Origin of the sequence: Microbacterium ureisolvens (genome assembly GCF_015278315.1) — a bacterium.
GTDB classification, from domain to species: Bacteria; Actinomycetota; Actinomycetes; order Actinomycetales; family Microbacteriaceae; genus Microbacterium; species Microbacterium ureisolvens.
Window position 1 is genome coordinate 165065 of the sequence record NZ_JADIJE010000004.1, and the last position, 23425, is coordinate 188489.

General features: G+C 70.2%; 20 protein-coding genes. 13 read left to right on the forward strand and 7 right to left on the reverse strand.

The window, feature by feature from the left end:
- Positions 1–64: 64 nt before the first annotated feature.
- The 10 genes from uvrA to IM767_RS08155 all read left to right on the forward strand — a co-directional run bounded on the left by uvrA (position 65) and on the right by IM767_RS08155 (position 11590).
- Positions 65–3073, forward strand: a complete 3009-nt coding sequence (uvrA, locus tag IM767_RS08110; protein WP_422613769.1) for an excinuclease ABC subunit UvrA — start codon at positions 65–67, stop codon at positions 3071–3073.
- A 5-nt stretch (positions 3074–3078) separates the two neighbouring features.
- Entirely contained in the window at positions 3079–5007 is a 1929-nt protein-coding gene (gene uvrC, locus IM767_RS08115) for an excinuclease ABC subunit UvrC (RefSeq protein WP_109209322.1), read from the forward strand.
- A gap of 22 nt (positions 5008–5029) precedes the next feature.
- Complete coding sequence (gene rapZ / locus IM767_RS08120; protein WP_109209323.1) at positions 5030–5911, forward strand: RNase adapter RapZ; 882 nt, start codon at positions 5030–5032, stop codon at positions 5909–5911.
- Positions 5912–5979: 68 nt separating this feature from the next.
- Positions 5980–6957: a DNA-binding protein WhiA gene (whiA, locus tag IM767_RS08125; protein WP_109209324.1), complete on the forward strand. Its 978-nt coding sequence runs from the start codon at positions 5980–5982 to the stop codon at positions 6955–6957.
- A gap of 153 nt (positions 6958–7110) precedes the next feature.
- Positions 7111–7737: a superoxide dismutase gene (locus tag IM767_RS08130; RefSeq protein WP_109209325.1), complete on the forward strand. Its 627-nt coding sequence runs from the start codon at positions 7111–7113 to the stop codon at positions 7735–7737.
- Between the two features lie 103 nt (positions 7738–7840).
- Positions 7841–8845 (forward strand): type I glyceraldehyde-3-phosphate dehydrogenase, encoded by a 1005-nt coding sequence (gene gap / locus IM767_RS08135; RefSeq protein WP_109209326.1) that lies wholly within the window; start codon positions 7841–7843, stop codon positions 8843–8845.
- Between the two features lie 5 nt (positions 8846–8850).
- A complete protein-coding gene (locus IM767_RS08140; RefSeq protein ID WP_109209327.1) occupies positions 8851–10065 on the forward strand; it encodes a phosphoglycerate kinase in 1215 nt (404 codons plus the stop codon).
- On the forward strand, positions 10056–10847 hold the full coding sequence (gene tpiA / locus IM767_RS08145) for a triose-phosphate isomerase (RefSeq protein ID WP_109209328.1): 792 nt from the start codon (positions 10056–10058) through the stop codon (positions 10845–10847). The genes IM767_RS08140 and tpiA overlap by 10 nt, the downstream gene beginning before the upstream one ends.
- Before the next feature lie 138 nt (positions 10848–10985).
- Positions 10986–11234, forward strand: a complete 249-nt coding sequence (secG, locus tag IM767_RS08150) for a preprotein translocase subunit SecG (RefSeq protein ID WP_045298839.1) — start codon at positions 10986–10988, stop codon at positions 11232–11234.
- Positions 11234–11590, forward strand: a complete 357-nt coding sequence (locus IM767_RS08155) for an RNA polymerase-binding protein RbpA (RefSeq protein WP_109209329.1) — start codon at positions 11234–11236, stop codon at positions 11588–11590. The genes secG and IM767_RS08155 overlap by 1 nt, the downstream gene beginning before the upstream one ends.
- Positions 11591–11654: 64 nt before the next feature.
- Here IM767_RS08155 and pgl read toward each other — a convergent pair whose 3' ends face one another.
- The 6 genes from pgl to tkt are packed head-to-tail and all read right to left on the reverse strand — an operon-like array spanning position 11655 to position 19870.
- Positions 11655–12434, reverse strand: a complete 780-nt coding sequence (gene pgl, locus IM767_RS08160; RefSeq protein ID WP_109209330.1) for a 6-phosphogluconolactonase — start codon at positions 12432–12434, stop codon at positions 11655–11657.
- Between the two features lie 33 nt (positions 12435–12467).
- Positions 12468–13427, reverse strand: a complete 960-nt coding sequence (locus IM767_RS08165) for a glucose-6-phosphate dehydrogenase assembly protein OpcA (RefSeq protein ID WP_109209331.1) — start codon at positions 13425–13427, stop codon at positions 12468–12470.
- Positions 13424–14974, reverse strand: coding sequence for a glucose-6-phosphate dehydrogenase (gene zwf, locus IM767_RS08170; protein ID WP_109209332.1), 1551 nt, complete (start codon positions 14972–14974; stop codon positions 13424–13426). The genes IM767_RS08165 and zwf overlap by 4 nt, the downstream gene beginning before the upstream one ends.
- 16 nt (positions 14975–14990) lie before the next feature.
- A complete protein-coding gene (locus IM767_RS08175; RefSeq protein ID WP_109209333.1) occupies positions 14991–16613 on the reverse strand; it encodes a glucose-6-phosphate isomerase in 1623 nt (540 codons plus the stop codon).
- Positions 16610–17731: a transaldolase gene (tal, locus tag IM767_RS08180; RefSeq protein WP_109209334.1), complete on the reverse strand. Its 1122-nt coding sequence runs from the start codon at positions 17729–17731 to the stop codon at positions 16610–16612. Before tal ends, IM767_RS08175 begins: the two co-directional genes overlap by 4 nt.
- 18 nt (positions 17732–17749) lie before the next feature.
- Positions 17750–19870 (reverse strand): transketolase, encoded by a 2121-nt coding sequence (tkt, locus tag IM767_RS08185; protein ID WP_109209335.1) that lies wholly within the window; start codon positions 19868–19870, stop codon positions 17750–17752.
- 344 nt (positions 19871–20214) lie between these two features.
- Between tkt and IM767_RS08190 the strand changes: the two genes are divergently transcribed.
- The 3 genes from IM767_RS08190 (at position 20215) to IM767_RS08200 (ending at position 22886) form a co-directional block, all read left to right on the forward strand.
- Positions 20215–21156, forward strand: a complete 942-nt coding sequence (locus tag IM767_RS08190; RefSeq protein ID WP_109209337.1) for a heme o synthase — start codon at positions 20215–20217, stop codon at positions 21154–21156.
- An 83-nt stretch (positions 21157–21239) separates the two neighbouring features.
- Positions 21240–21593 carry a YciI family protein gene (locus IM767_RS08195; protein WP_109209338.1) on the forward strand — a complete coding sequence of 118 codons (354 nt, stop codon included), beginning with the start codon at positions 21240–21242 and terminating at the stop codon, positions 21591–21593.
- A gap of 3 nt (positions 21594–21596) precedes the next feature.
- A complete protein-coding gene (locus IM767_RS08200) occupies positions 21597–22886 on the forward strand; it encodes an RNA polymerase sigma factor (RefSeq protein WP_109209339.1) in 1290 nt (429 codons plus the stop codon).
- 46 nt (positions 22887–22932) lie between these two features.
- Here the strand turns inward: IM767_RS08200 and IM767_RS08205 are convergent, their stop codons facing one another.
- The gene (locus IM767_RS08205) at positions 22933–23409 is read right to left on the reverse strand and encodes a dinucleotide-utilizing enzyme (protein WP_239453204.1); all 477 of its coding nucleotides are present in this window, start codon (positions 23407–23409) and stop codon (positions 22933–22935) included.
- Positions 23410–23425 lie beyond the last annotated feature (16 nt).

Here is a 23425-nt window from a genome sequence, read left to right on the forward strand (position 1 = left end):
GCGCCGAACCTGTGAACGAAGCCTCCCCGGCGCCCATGTCGGAGGCCCCGCCTACACTTGTCTGGTGCCCATCGTCCCTGTCGCCCTGCCTGGAAACATGCCCGGAAACGCCGTCGGCGGCACCAGCGGAAAGCTCAGCGTCCGCGGTGCCCGCGTCCACAATCTGAAGGACGTCGACCTCGACATCCCGCGCGATTCGCTGGTCGTCTTCACGGGGCTCTCGGGCTCGGGCAAGTCGAGCCTCGCGTTCGACACGATCTTCGCCGAGGGCCAGCGCCGGTACGTCGAGTCCCTGAGCGCGTACGCGCGGCAGTTCCTCGGTCAGGTCGACCGACCCGACGTGGACTTCATCGAAGGACTCAGCCCAGCGGTCTCGATCGATCAGAAGTCGACGAACCGCAACCCGCGCTCGACCGTGGGCACGATCACCGAGATCCACGACTACATGCGTCTGCTGTGGGCGCGCATCGGCATCCCGCACTGTCCCGAGTGCGGCGCGGTGATCCAGCGGCAGACGGTGCAGCAGATCGCCGACCAGCTCATGGAGCTGCCGGAGCGCACGCGATACCAGATCGTCGCTCCCGTCGTCACCCAGAAGAAGGGCGAGTTCGTCGACCTCTTCAAGGAGCTGGGTGCCAAGGGCTACGCCCGCGCCATCGTCGACGGCGACATGATCCAGCTGGCTGAGCCGCCGGCCCTCAAGAAGAGCTACAAGCACGACATCGCCGTCGTGATCGACCGGCTGGTCGCCGCGCCCGGCATCCTCGACCGCGTTACCGACTCCGTCGAGACGGCGCTGTCGCTGGCAGGCGGAGTGGTGCAGGTCAACTTCGTCGACGAGGAGGGCGACGCCGCGTGGCAGTCGTTCTCCGAGAAGCTCGCGTGCCCCAACGGGCACCCGCTGCAGCTCACCGAGATCGAGCCGCGCACGTTCTCGTTCAACGCGCCGTTCGGCGCCTGCCCCGCGTGCTCGGGCCTCGGCACCCGCATGTCGGTCGACGTCGAGCTGATGCTGGGCGACGAGGACCTGTCGATCCGCGAGGGCGTCCTCATCCCGTGGACCACGCAGGGCAAGGGACTCTTCCAGTACTACGAACGGCTGCTCGAAGGACTGGCCAGCGATCTCGGCTTCTCCCTCGACACCCCCTGGAAGAGGCTGCCCGCCGCGGTGCGCGAAGCCGTGCTGCGGGGCGAGAACTACAAGGTGACCGTGCGGTGGAAGAACCGCTACGGGCGTGAGATGCGCTACTCGTCGGGCTTCGAGGGCGTCGTGCCCTACATCGAGCGGCAGTACACGCAGGCCGAGTCCGACACGCAGCGCCAGCGCTGGGCCGAGTACCTGCGCGAGGTGCCGTGCCCGGTGTGCGACGGTGCGCGCCTGAAGCCCGAGGTGCTGGCGGTCCAGGTGCACGGGCACTCGATCGCGGACGCCTCGCGCCTGAGCCTCGGCGAGGCGCGCGAGTACTTCGCGCGTCTGACCCTCACCGAGCGCGAGGCGACGATCGCCGCGGCGGTGCTGCGCGAGATCCGGCTGCGCCTGGACTTCCTCATCCGCGTCGGCCTCGACTACCTCAGCCTCAGCCGCGCCGCCGCGACCCTCTCCGGCGGCGAAGCGCAGCGCATCCGCCTCGCCACCCAGATCGGGTCGGGGCTGACCGGTGTGCTGTACGTGCTGGACGAGCCGTCCATCGGCCTGCACCAGCGCGACAACCGCCGGCTCATCGAGACGCTCGTCGCCCTGCGCGACCTCGGGAACACCCTCATCGTGGTCGAGCACGACGAGGAGACCATCCACGCCGCCGACTGGGTCGTCGACATCGGGCCGGGCGCCGGCGTGAACGGCGGCGAGGTCGTCCACTCCGGTCCCATTGAGGAGCTCCTCGCCGACGCCGACTCGATCACCGGCGACTACCTCTCCGGCCGGCGCGCGATCCCCACGCCGAAGAAGCGCCGCAAGATCGACCGCAAGCGCCAGGTGACCGTCGTCGGCGCGCGCGAGAACAACCTGAAGAACGTGACGGTCGACTTCCCGCTCGGCGTGCTCACCTCGGTCACCGGCGTGAGCGGATCGGGCAAATCCTCTCTGGTCAACGGCATCCTGTACCAGGTCCTCGCGACGCGCCTGAACGGCGCGCGCCGGGTAGCCGGCAAGCACACGCGCGTGACGGGCCTCGAGAACCTCGACAAGGTCGTGCACGTCGATCAGGCGCCGATCGGCCGGACACCGCGGTCGAACCCGGCGACGTACACGGGCGTGTTCGATCGCATCCGGACGCTGTTCAGCGAGACGACCGAGGCGAAGGTGCGCGGCTATCAGCCCGGGCGTTTCAGCTTCAACGTCAAGGGCGGCCGGTGCGAGGCGTGCTCGGGCGACGGCACGATCAAGATCGAGATGAACTTCCTGCCCGACGTCTACGTCGACTGCGAGGTGTGCCACGGCAAGCGGTACAACCGCGACACGCTCGCCGTGCACTACAAGGGCAAGAACATCGCCGAGGTGCTCGAGATGCCGATCGCCGAGGCGGCGGAGTTCTTCGAGCCGATCCAGGCGATCCACCGCTACCTCAAGACGCTCGTCGACGTCGGCCTCGGCTACGTGCGGCTCGGCCAGTCCGCCACCACGCTCTCGGGCGGCGAGGCGCAGCGCGTCAAGCTCGCCACCGAGCTGCAGCGGCGCACGAACGGCCGGTCGATCTACGTCCTCGACGAGCCGACGACCGGCCTTCACTTCGAGGACGTGCGCAAGCTCCTCGAGGTGCTGAACGGCCTCGTCGACAAGGGCAACACCGTCATCGTCATCGAGCACAACCTCGACGTCATCAAGTCCTCCGACTGGGTGATCGACCTCGGTCCCGAGGGCGGCTCCGGCGGCGGTCAGGTCATCGCGACGGGCACGCCCGAGCAGGTCGCACGCGTCGAGGGCAGCCACACCGGCGCGTTCCTGGCCGAGGTGCTGGGCCTGCGCGCGCCCACGCACGCGGTGGCCGGTCACGGCAAGCCGGAGAACGACGGCGCCGACATCGACGCCGCCCGCGCCGACGCCGAGCGGGTCGAAGTGCGCAAGGCCGGCTGAGCGGGATGGCGCGCACCGCACCCACCGTTCCGTACAAGCCGAAGCCCGGCGAGATCCCCACCAATCCCGGGGTGTACCGCTTCCGCGACGCGGACGGGCGCGTGCTGTACGTCGGCAAGGCCAAGAACCTGCGCGCCCGGCTGTCGAACTACTTCGCACCGCTGCACACGCTGCACGAGCGGACGAGACGCATGGTCACCACCGCCGCGTCGGTCGAGTGGACGGTCGTCGCGACCGACGTCGACTCGCTGCAGCTGGAGTACCAGTGGATCAAGGAGTTCGACCCGCCGTTCAACGTCCGCTACAAGGACGACAAGTCGTACCCGTTCATGGCGGTCACGCTCGGCGACGAGGCGCCGCGCGTCATCGTGACCCGCAATCGCCGGATCCCGGGCGCGAAGTACTTCGGCCCGTACCCGAAGGTGTGGGCGGTGCACGACACGATCGACCTGATGATCAAGGTGTTCCCGATCCGCACCTGCAGCGACTCGTCGTACAAGAAGGCCATGGCCACCGGACGGCCTTGCTTCCCCGGGCAGATCGGCCGATGCGGCGGGCCCTGCTCGATGAAGGTGACGATCGAGGAGCACCGGGCGATCGTCGACGACTTCATCGCCTTCATGGCCGGCGGCGACCAGCGGTTCACGAAAGAACTCACTGCGCGGATGCGCGAGGCCTCCGCCGCGATGGATTATGAGGCGGCCGCCCGGTACCGTGATCGCCTTCAGGCGATCGACGCCGTCCTCAATCGCAGCGCCCTCGTCCTCGCCACCGACACCGACGCCGACCTGTTCGGCATCGCCGAGGACGAACTGGCCGCCACCGTTCAGCACTTCGTCATCCGCGGCGGCCGCGTACGCGGCGTGCGGGCCACGACGATCGAGAAGGAGATCGACATCTCGGGGGGCGACCTTGTCGATCAGGTCCTGCAGCGCACGTACGGCAACGCGGCGGGCGCCGACATCCCGCGCCAGGTGCTGGTGCCCGCGATGCCCGACGACGCCGCCGACCTCGAGGAGTGGCTGCGCGGACGCCGCGGCAAGGGCGTGACGATCCAGGTGGCCCAGCGCGGCCGCAAGGCCGACCTCATGCGCACCGCCAGCCTCAACGCCCAGCAGGCGCTCATGCTCCACAAGACGCGTCGCACCAGCGACTACGTCGCACGGACGCAGGCGCTCACCGACCTGCAGGAGGCCCTCGACCTCGCCGAGGCGCCGCTGCGCATCGAGTGCTTCGACGTGTCGCACCTGAGCGGCACCAACGTGGTCGCCTCGATGGTGGTCTTCGAGGACGGACTGCCCCGCAAGGACCAGTACCGGTCCTTCGGCGTGGCCGAGACGACCGACGACACCGACTCTCTCTACCAGGTGCTCCGGCGCCGGCTGGCCTACCTCGACCGGCCGGAGGAGGGCGAGACGGATGCCGCGGCCGACGCCACCGCCGACGGCACGGTCGTGACGGAGCGGCGTCGCGCGCGCTTCGCCTACCGTCCCCAGCTGCTCGTGGTCGACGGCGGCAAACCGCAGGTCGAAGCGGCCGCCCGTGCCCTCCGCGACGCCGGGCACGAGGAGGTCGCGCTGTGCGGCATCGCGAAGCGGCTCGAGGAGGTGTGGCTGCCGGGGGAGGAGTACCCCGTGATCCTGCCGCGCACCTCGGAGGCGCTCTACCTGCTGCAGCGCCTCCGCGACGAGGCGCACCGCTTCGCGATCACCCATCAGCGCAAGCGCCGTCGCCGTGACATCCAGAGCGTGCTGGCGGAGGTCCCCGGCCTCGGCGAGGCGCGCATCAAGGCGCTGCTGCGGCATTTCGGATCCGTCTCGGCGCTGCGCAAGGCGACGCCCGACGAGATCGCCGAGCTCCCGGGTGTCGGCCCGAAGCTGGCCTCCGCGATCCACGCGCACCTGGCGGAGCCCGCGGCCGCCGCCAGTGGGTAGGCTGTTCGGGACGGGGGTGGTCATGGGCGAGGCGACGCGTCAGGACGTCGGAGAAGTGCTGATCGTCACGGGGATGTCGGGCGCCGGACGATCGACGGCGGCGAACGCCCTCGAAGACCTCGACTGGTACGTCGTCGACAATCTGCCGCCGCAGATGCTCAAGCCGCTGCTGGATCTCACCGAGATCGCCGGGGGAGTGCTGCCGCGCGTGGCGGTCGTGGTCGACGTGCGCGGGCGCGACCTCTTCTTCGACCTGCCGAACGCCATGCGCTCGCTCCGGGAACGGCGCCAGATCCGGGTGATGTTCCTGGATGCCTCCGACGACGTGCTCGTCCGCCGATTCGAGGCGGTGCGGCGGCCGCACCCGCTGCAGGACGAGGGGACCATCCTCGACGGCATCCGCCGCGAACGCGCTCGGCTGGCGGCGGTGCGCGAGAGCGCCGACATCATCATCGACACGTCGGCGTACAACATCCACCAGCTGGCCACGAAGGTCGCGGACCTCTTCACCGAGGAGGGTCAGGCGCGGCACACCGTCACGCTTCAGAGCTTCGGGTTCAAGTACGGGCTGCCGCCGGACGCCGACCTCGTGGCCGACATGCGGTTCCTCCCGAACCCGTTCTGGGACGAGCAGCTGCGGCCCTTCACCGGCGAGGACGCCGAGGTGCGGGACTACGTCCTGGCGCAGGAGGGCGCGAGCGAGTTCCTCGAGGCCTACAGCCGGGCACTGGTTCCGGTGCTGGAGGGCTACCAGCGCGAGAACAAGAGCCACTCGGTCGTCGCCGTCGGCTGCACGGGCGGAAAGCACCGCTCGGTCGTGATGATCCGCGAGCTCGCCGACCGGCTTGCGAAGGTGCCAGGCGTGGCCGTGCGCGTCAGCCATCGCGACCTCGGACGCGAGTGAGCGCTTCACCGGCCGGAGCGGCCGGGTAGGCTTGACGGTCGTTCCCGAAAGACCTCGTAAGGAGACCCGTGTCGCTGACCGCTGACGTGAAGGCCGAGCTGATCACCGTGCGAGACCCGCGCCCCACCGCGCGGGTGGCCGAGCTCACGTCGCTGCTGCGATTCTCGGGCGGCCTGCACTCGATCGCGAACCGCGTCGCGGTCGAGGCGGAGCTCGATTCCGACATCCTCGCCCGGCGCACCGCGCGCGACCTCGTGGAGCTCTACGGCGTGCGCCCCGAGCTGGTCCACGTGCAGGGCTCCGGTGCCCGCACCGGCAGCCACTACGCGGTGCGCGTCATCGAGGGCGGCGAGACGCTCGCCCGCCAGACCGGTCTGCTCGACCAGCGCCGCCGCCCGGTCCGCGGGCTCCCCAACAAGCTCACGACCGGCTCGCGCGGCGACCTCGCGGCGATCTGGCGCGGTGCCTTCCTCGCCGCCGGCTCACTGAGCGACCCGGGGCGCTCGGCCGCGCTGGAGATCACGTGCCCCTCGTCCGAGGCGGCGATGGCGCTCGTGGGCGCCGCGCACCGGCTCGGGATCGCGGGCAAGGCCCGCGAGGTCCGGGGGATCCCACGTGTCGTGGTGCGCGAGGGCGAGGCCATCCGCGCCGCGCTGGCCGCCATGGGCGCCGTCCGCGCCGCGGCTGAGTGGGACCAGATGCGCCAGCGCCGCGAGGTGCGGGCCGGCGTCAACCGCCTCGTCAACTTCGACGACGCCAATCTGCGCCGCTCGGCACAGGCTGCCGTCGCAGCGTGCGCGCGCGTCGAGCGCGCGCTCGAGATCCTGGGCGACGAGGTGCCCGACCACCTGCGTCAGGCCGGCGACCTGCGCCTCGCGCACCGTGACGCGAGCCTCGACGAGCTCGGGCACCACGCCGACCCGCCGCTGACGAAGGACGCCGTCGCCGGCCGCATCCGTCGCCTGCTCGCCATGGCGGACAAGAAGGCCGAGGCCGAGGGCCTGCCGGGCACCGAGTCCGCCGTTCCCGCCGGTATCGAGGACTGATTCTGAAAGACGGATGCCGCGGCCGCGGCATCCGTCTTCCCACACGTCACAGTGGGAAGCAACCCCGGCGCGAGCGCGTTGCCGCTCAGTAGGATGAATCCGTCACCCTCGCTGCGCCGGGGATTCGGCGCGCGCCGACAGGAAGAAGAGAACATGGCGAAGTACACCTTGCCCGACCTCCCCTACGACTACGCCGCGCTCGAACCGCACATCAGCGGCAAGATCATGGAGCTTCATCACAGCAAGCACCACCAGGCGTACGTCACCGGCGCGAACACCGCGCTGGAGCAGCTCGCCGAGGCGCGCGAGACCGGCAACCTGGCGAACGTCAACAAGCTCGAGAAGGACCTCGCGTTCAACCTCGGCGGTCACGTCAACCACTCGATCTTCTGGACCAACCTGTCGCCCGAGGGCGGCGGCGAGCCCGAGGGCGAGCTGCGCGCCGCCATCGACGAGTTCTTCGGCGGCTTCGACAAGTTCCAGGCGCACTTCACCGCCGCGGCGACCGGCATCCAGGGCTCGGGCTGGGCGGTCCTCAGCTGGGACCCGATCGGCGAGCAGCTCATCATCCAGCAGCTCTTCGATCAGCAGAGCAACACCGCGCAGGGCACGGTGCCGATCTTCCAGCTCGACATGTGGGAGCACGCCTTCTACCTCGACTACCTCAACGTGAAGGCCGACTACGTCAAGGCGGTGTGGAACATCGCCAACTGGCAGAACGTCGCACAGCGCCTCGACGCAGCCCGCCAGAAGACCTCGGGCCTGCTGGTACTGTCCTAATAGGCGCGGCCGTCCCGGCGGGACAGCCCGCCGGGACGCCGTTGTCCTCGTTCGCATCGCACCAACCGCGCACTCGCGCACGACACATCTCAGGAGAAATTCCGTGACTGTCAAGATCGGCATCAACGGCTTCGGCCGAATCGGACGCAACTACCTCCGCGCGGCTCTCGCGCAGGGTGCGGACCTCGACATCGTGGCGGTGAACGACCTCACCGACAACAAGACGCTCGCGCACCTTCTCAAGTACGACTCGATCCTCGGTCGCCTCGACCAGGAGGTCTCGTACACCGAGGACTCGATCACCGTCGGCGACAAGACCATCAAGGTCTTCGAGGAGCGCGACCCCGCGAACCTGCCCTGGGGCGAGCTCGGCGTCGACATCGTCATCGAGTCGACCGGCCGTTTCACCAAGGCCGCCGACGCTGGCAAGCACATCGCCGGCGGAGCGAAGAAGGTCCTCATCTCGGCCCCGGCCAGCGGCGAGGACGGCACGTTCGTCATCGGCGCGAACGCCGACTCCTACGACCCCGAGACGCAGCACATCATCTCGAACGCTTCGTGCACGACGAACTGTCTCGCGCCGCTCGCGAAGGTCCTGAACGACGAGTTCGGAATCGTCAAGGGCCTCATGACGACGGTGCACGCCTACACCGCCGACCAGAACCTCCAGGACGGCCCGCACAGCGACCTGCGTCGCGCGCGCGCCGCCGCCCTCAACATCGTCCCGACCTCGACCGGTGCGGCCAAGGCCATCGGCCTGGTGCTGCCGGAGCTCAAGGGCAAGCTCGACGGCTTCGCGCTGCGCGTGCCGGTTCCCACCGGCTCGGCCACCGACCTCACGGTCGAGCTCGAGCGCGAGGTCACCGTCGACGAGATCAAGGCCGCCTACAAGGCCGCAGCCGAGGGGCCGCTCAAGGGCATCCTCAAGTACACCGAGGACGAGATCGTCTCGAGCGACATCGTCACCGACGACCACTCCTGCATCTTCGACGCCGGCCTGACCCGTGTCATCGGCAACCAGGTCAAGGTCGTCGGCTGGTACGACAACGAGTGGGGCTACTCCAACCGCCTCGTCGACCTCACCGAGATCGTCGCCTCGAAGCTCTGATCCCCATGGCTCTGCGCACCCTCAGCACGCTGGGTTCGCTGGCCGGCAAGCGTGTCATCGTCCGTGCTGACCTCAACGTCCCCCTCAAGGACGCGGTCATCACGGACGATGGCCGTGTACGGGCCACGCTCCCCACGCTCAACGCCCTGATCAACCAGGGCGCCCGCGTCATCGTCTGCTCCCACCTCGGTCGTCCCGACGGGGCACCCGACCCGAAGTACAGCCTCGAGCCGGTCGCACAGCGACTCTCGGAGCTCCTCGGCAAGCCGGTCGCGTTCGCGCGCGACACGGTGGGGGAGTCCGCCCAGGAGGCCGTCGCCGCACTCGAGGACGGCGACGTCGCGGTCATCGAGAACCTGCGGTTCAACCCCGGTGAGACCGCGAAGGACGAGGCGCAGCGCCGCGCCTTCGCGGAGGAGCTGGCCGCCCTCGGCGACGTGCTCGTGTCGGACGGCTTCGGCGTCGTCCACCGCAAGCAGGCGTCCGTCTACGACCTCGCCGAGATCCTGCCGTCGGCTGCGGGCTTCCTCATCGAGAAGGAGGTCGACGTGCTCGACCGCCTGACCGAGAACCCGGAGCGGCCCTACACGGTCGTGCTCGGCGGCTCCAAGGTCAGCGACAAGCTCGGCGTCATCGCGCACCTGCTTCCGCGCGCCGACAAGATCCTCGTGGGCGGCGGCATGCTGTTCACGTTCCTCGCCGCGCAGGGCTACAAGGTGGGCAAGAGCCTTCTCGAGGTCGACCAGATCGACACCGTCAAGGGGTACATCGCGGATGCCGCCGATCGCGGCGTCGAGCTGATCCTTCCCGTCGACGCGGTCATGGCCTCGGCGTTCGCCGCCGACGCCGACCACGTCGTCGCCCCGGCGGACGCGCTCGAGGACACCGCGTTCGGTGCCGAAGGCCTCGGCCTCGACATCGGGCCCCAGACGGCGGAGCTGTTCGCCGCCGCGATCCGCTCGTCGACCACCGTCTTCTGGAACGGCCCGATGGGCGTGTTCGAGATGCCGGCGTTCGCGGCGGGCACCAAGGCGGTCGCGAAGGCGCTCACGGCGGTCGACGGCCTGTCGGTCGTCGGCGGCGGCGACTCGGCGGCCGCGGTGCGTCAGCTCGGATTCGCCGACGACCAGTTCGGTCACATCTCGACGGGCGGCGGCGCGAGCCTGGAGTTCCTCGAGGGCAAGAAGCTCCCCGGACTGGAGGTCCTCGGATGGCAGTGAGCAGCCGCACCCCGCTGATCGCGGGCAACTGGAAGATGAACCTCGACCACCTGCAGGCGGTCGCGTTCGTGCAGAAGCTGCACTGGACCCTCAAGGATGCCAAGCACGAGGACGGCTCGGTCGAGGTCGCGGTCTTCCCGCCCTTCACCGACCTGCGCACCGTGCAGACGCTGCTGGACGCCGACAAGATCCCGTTCGCCCTGGGCGCGCAGGACGTGTCGGCGCACGACTCTGGTGCGTACACGGGCGAGGTGTCGGGCGCGTTCCTGGCGAAGCTCGACGCGCGCTACGCCATCATCGGCCACTCCGAGCGCCGGCAGTACCACGCCGAGACCGATGAGGTCGTGGCGTCGAAGGTCAAGGCGGCGATCAAGCACGGGCTGGTCCCGGTGATCTGCGTCGGCGAGACGCTGGAGCAGCGTGAGGAGTCCGGCCCCACCGCCGTGTCGGTCGGTCAGCTCGAGGTGGCCCTCGAGGGCGTACCCGCAGATGCCGACTTCGTCGTGGCCTACGAGCCGGTCTGGGCGATCGGCACCGGTGAGGTGGCGTCGCCCGAGCAGGCACAGGAGGTCTGTGCGAAGCTCCGCGAGGTGATCGCCGACAAGCTCGGCGCCGACGCCGCGGCACGTACCCGCATCCTGTACGGGGGATCGGTGAAGGCCGCGAACATCGCGAGCTTCATGCGCGAACCCGACGTGGACGGCGCGCTGGTCGGCGGTGCGAGCCTCGTCGTCGACGAGTTCGCGGCGATCATCCGCTACCAGAAGCACGTCGGCGTCTGACGGCGCTTCGTCTTGCTTCGCCCGCTCGACGACCGGACACTCCGGTCGTCGAGCGGGGGACGAGACGAAACGACTTCGCCCCGTATACTTGACCGTTGTGCGATCGGCGAATGATCGCAGCGAAAGGCTTCAACGACTGTGCAGATCCTCGAGTTCGTCCTGCAGGTGCTTCTCGGCATCACGAGTCTCCTGCTGACCCTCCTCATCCTGCTCCACAAGGGGCGCGGTGGCGGCCTGTCCGACATGTTCGGCGGCGGCATGACCTCCGCCCTCGGCTCCTCCGGGCTCGCCGAGCGCAACCTCAACCGCTTCACCGTGGTGCTCGCGCTGGTGTGGTTCGCGTCCATCGTGGCCCTCGGCCTGATCACGAAGTTCCAGGCTCTCTGATGGCCACCGGAGGCAACGCGATCCGCGGCACCCGCGTCGGTGCCGGTCCGATGGGCGAGCAGGACCACGGGTTCCACGCCGAGCGCATCGCGATCTCGTACTGGGACGCCCTGGGCAACGAGACGGTGCGCTACTTCGCGGCGGGAATCCCCGAGGAGGAGATCCCCGACACGATCGACTCGCCGCACTCCGGCCTGCCGGCCGGCCGCGACAAGGAGAACCCGCCGGCCGTCGCCAAGACCGAGCCGTACAAGACGCACCTCGCGTACGTGAAGGAGCGCCGCACCGAGGAAGAGGCGGAGACCCTCCTCGACGACGCGCTCAAGCAGCTGCGGGAGCGCCGCGGTCAGGAGTGACGCGGCCCTGAACATACGAGAAGAGCGGATGCCTCGGCATCCGCTCTTCTCGTATGTTCAGGCGTCAATACTCCCGGTCGATGAGCTCGGGGGGAACCTGGGCCGCGGCGGCCCTGTCGACGAAGAACGTCGTCCGCTTGCGGCCCTTCGCACCGGCGGCAGGCACGCTGTCGTAGCTCGCGCCCGCCAGGGCGAGGCCCAGGGCGGCGGCCTTGTCGGTGCCCGCGAGCACGAGCCACACGCGCTTGGAGCTGTTGATCACCGGTCGGGTCATCGTGATGCGCTCCGGCGGCGGCTTGGGGGAGTCGCGGACGGCCACGACGGAGCGGTCCGTGACCTGGATCTCGGCGCGGTCGGGGAACAGCGATGCGATATGGCCGTCAGGCCCCACGCCGAGGAAGCAGACGTCGAACGACGGCCAGGCGCCCTCGCGGCTGGGGAATCGAGCCAGCTCCGCGGCGTACGCGGCGGCCGCGGCATCCAGGTCCGTGCCGCTGTCGCTGCCGAGCGTCGAGTGGATGTTCTCGGCCGGGATGTCGAGCCGGTCCAGCAGCGCCTCGCGCGCCTGGGCGTCGTTGCGGTCGCCATGACCCAGCGGCACCCAGCGCTCGTCGCTCCACCAGAAGTGGACGCGTGACCAGTCGATCTGCTCGGCGCGCGGGTTGCGCGCCGCTGCGGCGAGCACGGCCGACCCCATCGACCCGCCGGTGAGCGAGATGTGGGCGAGCTTGCCCTCGTCGACGCGCTTGGCGACTCGGCTCAGGAACCGGGGCGCGACCGATGCGGCGAGCTCGGCGGGATCGGGACTGATGACGACGCGTTTCTCGGCCCAGCCTTCAGGCATCCGCTCGAACCCCGTCCGTCACCCGCGTCACGCTCATCTGGCCTGCGTCTCCTTCGTCGCCGGAGGATCGAGCAGCTCCCAACCCTCGGTGATCACTCGACCATACAGGACGTCCGGGTCGAGGCGACGAAGCTCCTCGGCGAGGCACTCGCGCAGCGTGCGGCGCGGGAACGCGAGGTCGTGCGTGGGCTGGCCGGGCTGGGTGAGGATCGCCACGCCGGGGGTGGGACGCTCCAGGAGCACCTCTCCGCTCGCGCGGACGAGCGCCACCGACTTGATCCCGTGCGGCCACTCCTCGGCGTCCAGGTAGGCCCAGTCGACCGGCACATCGAGCGTGAGGCGCAGCCATGCGGCGAGCAGGGCCGTGGACGGCGAGTCCGACGCGCCGCGCACGCGCACGCCGATGACGGGCTCGAACGGCGGCTGGTCGAGGATCGCGGCCAGCTGCTCGCGCCAGCGCGTCAGACGCGTCCAGGCGAGGTCGGTGTCACCCGGCGCGTACTGGTCGCCGAGCCCCGCGACGAAGCCCGACGGGTCGGACTTGGTCGCGGCATCCGTGATCCGACGCTGGGCGATGCGGCCGATCGACGTCTTCGAGATGTTCTCGGGCGTCCGATTGGGCCACCAGACCACCACCGGGGCATCGGGCAGCAGCAGGCCGGTCACCAGGCTCTCGAGGTTCGAACGGCCGGCGTCGCCGAAGGCGCGCAGCGTCACGACCTCGCTCGCCCCGGCGTCGCCGCCGACCCGGATCTGGGCGTCGAGACGCGACTCGCCGTCGTCGCCGTCAGGGATCATCAGCACGATGACCCGCATCGGGTGCTCGCGCGACGCGTCGTTCGCGGCCTCGATCACCTCTTCGACGGCCGCCTCACGCGTGAGGATGACGAGTGTCAGCACGCGGCCGAGTGCGACCGCGCCGCCCTCCTCGCGCACGTTGACCAGCGCGCGGGAGATCTTGCTGACGGTGGTGTCGGGAAGGTCGACGATCACGGGCGCCTCCAGGTGCGACCATCGCGGGCGAGCATCTCGTCCGCGGAATCCGGGCCCCACGACCCGGGCGAATACTGTTCGAGGGGTCCGCCCTGGGCGTCCCAGAACTTCTCGATCGGGTCGAGGATCTTCCACGACAGCTCGACCTCTTCGTGGCGCGGGAACAGCGGCGGGTCGCCGAGGAGCACGTCGAGGATGAGTCGCTCGTAGGCCTCGGGGCTCGCCTCGGTGAAGGCGTGGCCGTAGCCGAAGTCCATCGTGACGTCGCGCACCTGCGCGCCGGCGCCCGGCACCTTCGAGCCGAAGCGGATCGTCACGCCCTCGTCCGGCTGGACGCGGATGACGAGCGCGTTCTGCCCCTGGCCCGACGTCTGGCTGCGCGAGAACAGGAGCTCGGGCGCGCGCTTGAACACGACGGCGATCTCGGTGACGCGGCGGCCGAGGCGCTTGCCGGTGCGGAGGTAGAACGGCACGCCGGCCCAGCGGCGGGTGTTCACCTCGAGAGTGACGGCCGCGTAGGTCTCGGTCGTCGAGCGGGGGTTCATGCCGTCCTCTTCGAGGAAGCCGAGCACCTTCTCGCCGCCCTGCCAGCCGCCCGCGTACTGACCGCGCGCGGTCGAGCGCTCGAGGTCGTCCGGGACCGTGACCGCCGCGAGCACCTTCTCCTTCTCGGCGCGCAGGTCTGCGGCGTCGAACGAGATGGGCTCCTCCATGGCGGTGAGCGCCATGAGCTGCAGCAGGTGGTTCTGGATCACGTCGCGCGCTGCGCCGACACCGTCGTAGTAGCCTGCGCGGCCGCCGACGCCGATGTCCTCGGCCATCGTGATCTGCACGTGGTCGACGTAGTTGCGGTTCCAGATCGGCTCGTACAGCTCGTTCGCGAAGCGCAGCGCCAGGATGTTCTGGACCGTCTCCTTGCCGAGGTAGTGATCGATGCGGAAGATCGAGTCCGTCGGGAACGCCGAGCGCAGCACGTCGTTGAGGGCGCGCGCCGACTCCTGGTCGTGACCGAACGGCTTCTCGATGACGACGCGTCGCCAGCGGTCGGGCTGGTCGGCGGTGTCGTCGACGAGACCCGACGCCTTCAGCTGCTCCGCCACGAGGGGGAACGCCTTGGGCGGGATCGACAGGTAGTACGCGTGGTTCCCCATCGTGCCGCGCTCGGTGTCGAGCTTGTCGACCGTCTCCTTGAGGCGGCGGAACGCGTCCGGGTCGTCGAACTCGCCCGAGACGAAGCGGATGCCCTGGAGCAGCTGCTGCCACGTCTCGTCGCGGAACTCGGTGCGGGCGTGCTGGCGCACCGCGTCGTAAACCACCTTCGCGAAGTCCTGGTCCTCCCAGTCACGGCGCGCGAAGCCGACGAGCGCGAAGCCGGGAGGCAGCAGGCCGCGGTTGGCGAGGTCGTAGACGGCGGGCATGAGCTTCTTGCGGGAGAGGTCTCCTGTGACGCCGAAGATGACGAGCGCGCTCGGACCGGCGATGCGGTTGAGGCGGCGATCTTCGGGGTCGCGCAGCGGGTTGTGCCCGCGCGAAATCTCGACGGTCATGTGGGGGCTCGAACTCCTACTGGGCCGCTTCGAAGAGCGAGAGCACTTCGATCTGGGGGTCGGTGAGGGTCAGGGTCACGACGGGACGGCCGTGGCCCTCGGCGAGCACGGCCGCGTCGCCCGCGGCCTGCGCCTGGATGAGCTGGCCGAACGTGAACGGCCGGCCGGGGATCTCGAGGTCGACGTCGGTGCGCTCGAGGATCTGCAGGAACACGCCGTTGGCGGGGCCGCCCTTGTGGTACTGACCGGTCGAGTGCAGGAACCGGGGTCCCCATCCGAACGTCGCCGGCCGGCCGGCGTCGGCGGCGACGAGTTCGCGCAGGCCCGCGAGCTGCGACAGCTCGAGTCGGTTGACGTACGCCTGGATCGCGACGTAGCCGTCCTCCGGCAGGCGTGCCCACAGCGCGTCCAGGACGCCGGCGACGGTTCCGGATGCCGCGAGCGCGGGGTCCGACACGCGCACCTCGACGCCCTCCACGGCGAACGCGGGTGCCGTCGCCTCGGGGCGCGCATCCAGCAGACCGCGAGCGGCCACCTTGGCGGACTCGACGTCCGGCTGATCGAACGGGTTGATGCCCAGCATCCGTCCGGCGATCGCCGTGGCGTACTCCCACACGACGAACTGTGCACCGAGCGAGCCGCTGACGAGGATCTCGCCCTCGTGGTGCTCGAACAGGTGGAACTGCTTCGCCTCGTCGACGAACCGCACGATCTGCAGGTCGGCGGGCGGGGCGTCGATCTCCGGAGAGACGGGGAGGAGGACGACGGGCAGGATGCCGGTGGCGTCCTTGCCGGTCGACTCGGCGACGAGCTGCTCGATCCAGTCCGGCAGTCCCACGATGTGGGTGCCGTCCGTCACGAGGCCGAGCTTGTCCTTGCGCGGCTCGCCGCCCGCGATGGCGGCGGCGAGCACGAGCGCGGGATTGTCGGGGCTGTCGATGGACACCTCGAGCAGCGACGCCTCCGCCTCGTCGAGCAGCTCGGAGATGTCGGCACCCGCCAGGCCCGCCGGCACGAGCCCGAACGCGGTGAGCGCCGAGTACCGGCCCCCCACGGTCGGGTCGGCGTTGAACACCGTGTAGCCGTCGGCGCGCGCCTGCTCGTCCAGCGGTGAGCCGGGGTCGGTCACCACCACGATGCGCTCGGTGGGGTCGATGCCGATGTCTCGGAAGGCGGCCTCGAAGGCCCGCTTGGCCGAATCGGTCTCGACGGTGGAGCCCGACTTCGACGAGACCACGAGCGCGGTGCGCGTCAGATCGCCCGCCTGGGCGTCGCCGTCGATGGCGGCGAGCACCTGCCCCGGAGCCGTCGAGTCGAGGATCACCAGCGGCACACCGGCGGTCTGCGTGATCACCTCCGGCGCGAGCGACGAGCCGCCCATGCCCGCGAGCACGATCCGCGTCACGCCGCGCGAGCGCAGGCGCTCGCGCAACGCGAGGATCTCGGCCACGAGCGGGCGCGAGACGCTGACCGCCTCCACCCAGCCGAGGCGCTGAGACGCCTCGGCCTCGGCGGCGGTACCCCACAGCGACGAGTCGCCGGCCGTGATGCCGGAGGCGACGAGGCTCGCGGTGAGTTCGGGCAGAGTCGCCTCGACGACGGTCTTGACGCGTCCCGACAGGTGGATGTCGAAGCTCATCGGGTCGCCTGGAGGGCGTCCTCGAGCGCCGTCTTCACGGTGCCCTGGAGGTCGTGCCAGGAGGCGATGAACTTGTCGACGCCCTCGTCCTCGAGCACCTGCGTGACGTCGTCGAAGTCGACGCCCACCGCCGCGAGGTCGGCGAACACCTTGTGCGCGGCCTCGTAGGTGCCGGTGACGGTGTCGCCGGCGATCTGGCCGTGGTCGAAGGTGGCCTCGAGCGTCTTCTCGGGCATCGTGTTGACGGTGCCGGGTGCGACGAGCTCGGTGACGTACAGCGTGTCGGGCAGCGACGGGTCCTTGACGCCGGTCGAGGCCCACAGCGGACGCTGCACGTTGCCGCCCGCGTCCTTCAGCGCCTTCGCGCGGTCGGTGGCGAACTCCTTCTCGAACAGCTCGTACGCCAGGCGCGCGTTGGCGACGCCCGCGAGCGACTTCAGACCGGCGGCCTCGTCGGTGCCGACAGCCGTGAGGCGCTTGTCGACCTCGGTGTCCACCCGCGAGACGAAGAACGACGCGACCGAGTGGATCTGCGAGAGGTCGTGGCCGTTCGCCTTGGCCTGCTCGAGGCCGGCGAGGTAGGCGTCGATGACAGCCGCGTAGCGCTCGAGGCTGAAGATCAGCGTCACGTTGACCGAGATGCCCTCGGCGAGCACCGCGGTGATGGCGGGGAGACCCGCCTTCGTGGCGGGGATCTTGATGTGGACGTTGGGGCGGTCGACCTTGGCCCACAGCTCCTTGGCCTGCGCGATCGTGGCGTCGGTGTCGTGGGCGAGGTCGGGGGACACCTCGATCGACACGCGGCCGTCCACACCGTTCGTCGCGTCGTAGACGGGACGGAAGATGTCGGCGGCGTCGCGCACGTCGTCGGTCGTGGCGGCGAAGATCGCGTCGTCGACCGACGCGCCCGCGGCGGCGAGCTCGGTGATCTGCGCGGCGTACGAGTGTCCGCCGCCGCCGATGGCGCCCTGGAAGATCGTCGGGTTCGTCGTGACGCCTGAGACGTTGCGCGTCGAGATGAGCTCTGTCAGGTTGCCCGACGTGATCCGCTCGCGCGACAGGTCGTCGAGCCAGATGCTCACGCCCTCGGCGACCAGCTTCTCGGTGGGGGTGCTCATGCTGCCTTCTCCTCGTGCTTACTTCGCCGCGGCGAGTTCGAGTGCTGCCGTGGCCGCGAGGGACTCGCGGGCGGCCTCGACGACGGCGTCGGCGGTGATGCCGAACTTCTGGAACAGGGTCTTGTAGTCGGCCGACGCGCCGAAGTGGTCGATCGCGACCGAGCGGCCCGCGTCGCCGACGATGCCGCGCCAGGTGAGCGCCGAGCCGGCCTCGACCGACACGCGCGCCCTGACGGCGGCGGGCAGGACCTTCTCGCGATACGCCGCGTCCTGCTCGTCGAACCACTCCAGCGACGGCGCCGACACCACGCGGGCGTTGACGCCCTCGGAGGCGAGAGTCTCGCGGGCGGCGACCGCCAGCTGCACTTCGGAGCCGGTCGCGATGAGGATCACGTCGGGGGTGCCGTTCGGAGCCTCGGCGAGGATGTACGCGCCCTTGGCGACGCCGTCGGTCGACGCGAACACGTCGCCTTCCGCCTCGCCGGTGCCGCGAGCGAACACCGGGATGTTCTGGCGGGTCAGCGCGATGCCCGACGGGCCGCCCTGACGGCGGACGATCTCGAGCCACGCGGCCGAGGTCTCGTTCGCGTCAGCGGGGCGCACCACCGTGAAGTTCGGGATGGCGCGCAGCGTCGCGAGCTGCTCGACAGGCTGGTGGGTCGGGCCGTCCTCGCCGAGCGCGACGGAGTCGTGCGTCCACACGAAGATCGACGGGATGTCCATCAGCGCGGCCAGACGCACCGACGGGCGCATGTAGTCGCTGAAGATCAGGAACGTTCCGCCGAACGGACGCGTCGGGCCGTGCAGCTTGATGCCGTTGACGATCGCGCCCATCGCGTGCTCGCGGATGCCGAAGTGCAGCACGCGGCCGTAGGGGTCGCCCGACCACTCGTGGGTCGACCACTCGGCCGGGATGAACGACTTCGCGTCCTTGATGGTGGTGAGGTTCGACTCGGCGAGGTCGGCCGAGCCGCCCCACAGCTCGGGCAGCACCGCGGCCAGCGCGTTGATGACGGTGCCCGACGCGGCACGCGTGGAGACGTCCTTGCCGGCCTCGAACGAGGGGAGAGCGGATGCCACGTCCTCGGGCAGCTCGCCGGCCTCGAGGCGGTCGAACAGCGCCTTGCGCTCCGGGTTGGCGGCGGCCCAGGCGTCGAAGGACTCCTGCCATTCGGCGCGCGCGGTGGCGGCGCGGTCTGCCAGCGCACGGGTGTGGGCGATGACGTCGTCGGCGACGACGAAAGACTGCTCGGGGTCGAAGCCGAGGACCTTCTTCGTCGCGGCGAGCTCGTCGGCGCCGAGCGCGGAGCCGTGGATCTTGCCGGTGTTCTGCTTGCCGGGCGACGGCCAGCCGATGATGGTGCGGAGGATGATGAGCGACGGCTTGGCCGTCTCGCCCTTCGCGGCCTCGATCGCGGCGTACAGCTCGGCGACGTCTTCGACGTACTCGCCGGTCTTCTTCCAGTCCACGACCTGCACGTGCCAGCCGTAGGACTCGTAGCGCTTGGCGACATCCTCCGTGAAGGCGACGTTGGTGTCGTCCTCGATGGAGATCTGGTTCGAGTCGTAGATGGCGATGAGGTTGCCCAGCGCCTGGTGGCCTGCGAGCGACGACGCTTCGGAGGTGACGCCCTCCTGCAGGTCGCCGTCACCGGCGATCACGTAGATGTGGTGGTCGAACGGCGACTCACCGGCCGGGGCCTCCGGGTCGAACAGGCCCCGCTCGTAGCGAGCCGCGTACGCGAAGCCCACCGACGACGCCAGCCCCTGGCCCAGCGGGCCGGTGGTGATCTCGACGCCCTTGGTGTGGCCGTACTCGGGGTGACCCGGGGTGAGCGAGCCCCAGGTGCGCAGCGCCTTCAGGTCGTCGAGCTCCAGCCCGAATCCGCCGAGGTACAGCTGCACGTACTGGGTGAGCGACGAGTGGCCGGCCGACAGGATGAACCGGTCGCGTCCGACCCAGTGGGTGTCCGTGGGATCGTGGCGCAGCACGCGCTGGTAGAGCAGGTACGCCGCCGGCGCCAGGCTCATCGCGGTGCCGGGGTGGCCGTTGCCGACCTTCTCCACCGCGTCCGCCGCCAGGACGCGGGCGGTGTCCACCGCGCGCCGATCGATCTCATCCCAAGCCAGTTCCGACACCGGGCCGCCTTTCTCTGGAGGTGCGCCCAAGAACGTGGCCGGCTCGCGGCCCTTGTCCGGATGGAGAAGGGGGAATCGGCGACGGGCGCGCGTGTTTCTCAGCATAGCGAAGGGGTATGCCACCCAGGCCATGCGAGCCGTCAATGTGACAGAGTCTTGCGAAGCCCGGGTCGCCGTCGGTGACATCCCGGTGTCGCAGGAGTCACGTTCTGCTCACGCCGAGGTCGTCGTCGATGTGATCCCCCTCCGGTCGGCGCCGGAGTCCCCGTCGCTCCCGCGGGCGGGGCGCGACACGCCGATGCCCTAGACTTGGGGGGATTCTGCAGGCGGCGATTGCGGGGGCCATGGACAGCACGAAGACGGCCGGGGCCGAGGCATCCGTCGACGGAACCCGCCGGTCTCGGCAGACCTTCGGCCGCACCGTCCGCGCGTACATCGCGCTGATGAAGCCCCGCGTGCTCGAACTGCTGCTGGTGACGACCGTGCCGGTCATGATCCTCGCTCAGGGCGGCTTCCCGAGCCTGTGGCTCATCATCGCGACCGTCATCGGCGGCACCGCGAGCGCCGGCTCCGCCGCGGCGTTCAACATGTACCTCGACCGCGACATCGACGCGCACATGCAGCGTACGGTGAACCGTCCGCTCGTCACCGGCGAGGTCTCGCCTCGCGGCGCGCTGATCTTCGCCTGGTCGCTGGCGGTCTTCTCGACGGTGTGGCTGTGGCTGACCACCAACTGGCTGGCCGCCACGCTGTCGGCCGTCGCCATCTTCTTCTACGTGGTCATATACACGATGATCCTCAAGCGCCGCACCGAGCAGAACATCGTGTGGGGCGGCATCGCGGGCTGCTTCCCGGTGCTGATCGGCTGGACGGCGGTGACCGGGTCGCTCGCGTGGCCGCCGGTCATCCTCTTCGCCCTCGTCTTCCTGTGGACCCCGCCGCACTACTGGCCGCTGTCGATGAAGTACAAGGACCAGTACGAAGAGGTCGACGTCCCCATGCTCGGCGCGACCCGTGAGGGCTCGCAGGTCGGGCTCCAGGTCATCCTCTACGCCTGGGCCACCGTCGTCTGCTCGCTGCTGCTGATCCCCGTCGCCGACATGGGCCTGGTCTACACGGTGTCCTCGCTCGTCTTCGGCGGGTGGTTCATCTACGAGTCCCACGTGCTCTACAACCGCGCGGTCCGCGGGACCGAGCCGCGGCCGATGCGCGTGTTCCACGCGTCGATCACGTACCTCACGCTGCTGTTCGTCGCGATCGCTGTCGACCCGCTGCTGCCCTTCTGACCACTCCGTCTGTCGAATCGGGCGGCTCTCGTTCGTCGGTGGAATGAGGGGCACAATGCCTCTCGACGACCGAGGAGGCGCACATGGCGCAGTACCTGATCCTGATCTACGGCGACGAGGCCCGCTGGGACGCCGTCACGGACGACGAACGGCAGCGTGTCGACGAGGGCCATCGCGCCTTCCGCGAGCGCGCGGCGGCGTCGATCCGCGCCTCCGGAGAGCTCGAGCCGACACGCATGGCCACCACGCTGCGATCCGGCGGTGAGCAGCCCCTCATCACCGACGGGCCCTTCCTCGAGACGAAGGAGGTGCTCGGCGGCTTCTACGTCGTCGACGTGCCCGACCTCGATGCCGCGCTCGACCTCGCCGGCCTGCTCGCAGAGGTGCGACAGGGACACGGCGGCGTGCAGGTGCACCCGCTCGTGGATCATTCGTAGACGATGGATGCCGCAGCCGGCCCCGTGCCGACCGCCGTGGTCTCGGCCGCCATCGCCGAGGCGCACCGCGCCGGATGGGGTGCGGTCGTCGGCACCACCGCGCGCCTCACGGGCGACCTCGACCTCGCAGAGGAATGCGCCCAGGAGGCGTTCGCGCGCGCTGTCGAGGTCTGGCCGGATCGCGGTATTCCGGACCGCCCGGGAGCGTGGCTGACCACCGTGGCCGCCAACCACGGGCGCGACCAACTGCGTCGCCGGGCGGCGCTGCGGCAGAGACTGCCGCTGCTCGTCCGCGAGGAGCAGCTCGACGACGAGGCGCCGCTGCCCTCCGACGATCGGCTGCGACTGATCTTCATGTGCTGTCATCCCGCGCTCGGGCGTGAGTCCCAGGTCGCGCTCACCCTTCGGCTGGTGTGCGGCATCACGACCTCCGATATCGCGACCGCTTTCCTGGTGAGCGAGTCGGCCATGGCGGCGCGGATCACGCGGGCCAAGCGCAAGATCACCGCCGCGCGCATCCCGTTCGGCGTCCCCGACGTGCGCGAGCTGCCGCGACGGGTGTCGGCGGTGTGCGACGTGCTCTACCTCGCCTTCACGGTCGGTCATGCCCCGCCCTCGGGAGACGAGGTCGTCCATGACGAACTCACGGCTGCGACGATCGCCCTCACGCGGAACCTGCGCGCCCAGCTGCCCCGCGATCGCTCGGTCGCGGGCCTGCTCGCCCTCATGCTGCTGATCGACGCGCGCCGTGCGACACGCGGCCGGCTGCTCCCGGAGCAGGACCGGTCCCGGTGGGATCGCGCCAGGATCGGCGAGGGGCTGGCTCTGCTCGAGGCGGCGGCAGCCGGTCCCGTCGACCGCTTCGCGATCTCGGCCGCGATCGCGGCCGTGCACGCTCAGGCGCCGACCTGGGCCGCGACCGACTGGACGCGGATCGCCGAGCTGTACGAGGTTCTCGAGGCCCAGTGGCCGAGCCCGGTCGTCGCCCTCAACCGCGCTGTCGCCGTGGGGATGCGCGACGGCCCGGCGGCGGGGCTCACGGCGGTCGAGGCGGCCGGGGTGGCGCCGGAGCTCGGGCGCTACGCCTACCTTCCCGCCGCCCGCGCCGCGTTCCTGGCCGAACTGGGCAGGTGGGGCGAGGCCGCGGCGGCCTATGCCGAAGCGGCGGAGCTTGCCGGCGGCACCCGTGAGCGGGAACGGCTCGCGGACGAGGCGCTGCGGGCCCAGTCGCAGTCGGCGGGGCGGCGGCGAGCCGCGGACGGCGTCGACGTGCGCGCAACCGGCGGGGAATGAGAAGGGGCCGCCCGGCATGCCGGGCGGCCCCTACTCATGTCGCTGCTCAGCGCGTGCGGTCCGACTCGTCGCCCGCAGCGACGGCGGCCGGCGTCTGCACGCCCTCGGCGGCCGGCTTCGTGATGGCGGGCTCCGCGGCGGGTGCCGGGACGGAGGACGCCGTGGCGGCCGTTGCCGGCGCGACGGCAACGGGGGCGGCCTCGGCGGCCGTCTCTGCCTCGGAGTTCCAGTCGATGGGCTCGACGACCTCGACCGGCGGGTGCGGGCGCAGCGTCGACAGTGCGGCGACGGCCAGGGTCAGCAGGACGCCGATGATGCCGGCGCCGATGAGGATGGAGCCGAGCTGCGCGATCGACTGGCCGACGTATACGTCGACACCGGTCGCGCTGCCGTCGGTCAGCGTCGTCGTCATGGAGCCGAGCTTGTCGGTGGTGATGTACCAGCCGCCGGCGATCGTCGCGAGCGAGACGACGAGGAGACCCCAGAACGGGATGCTGCTGATGAGACGGGGACGGGTGGGCATGTGTCGATCACTCCTC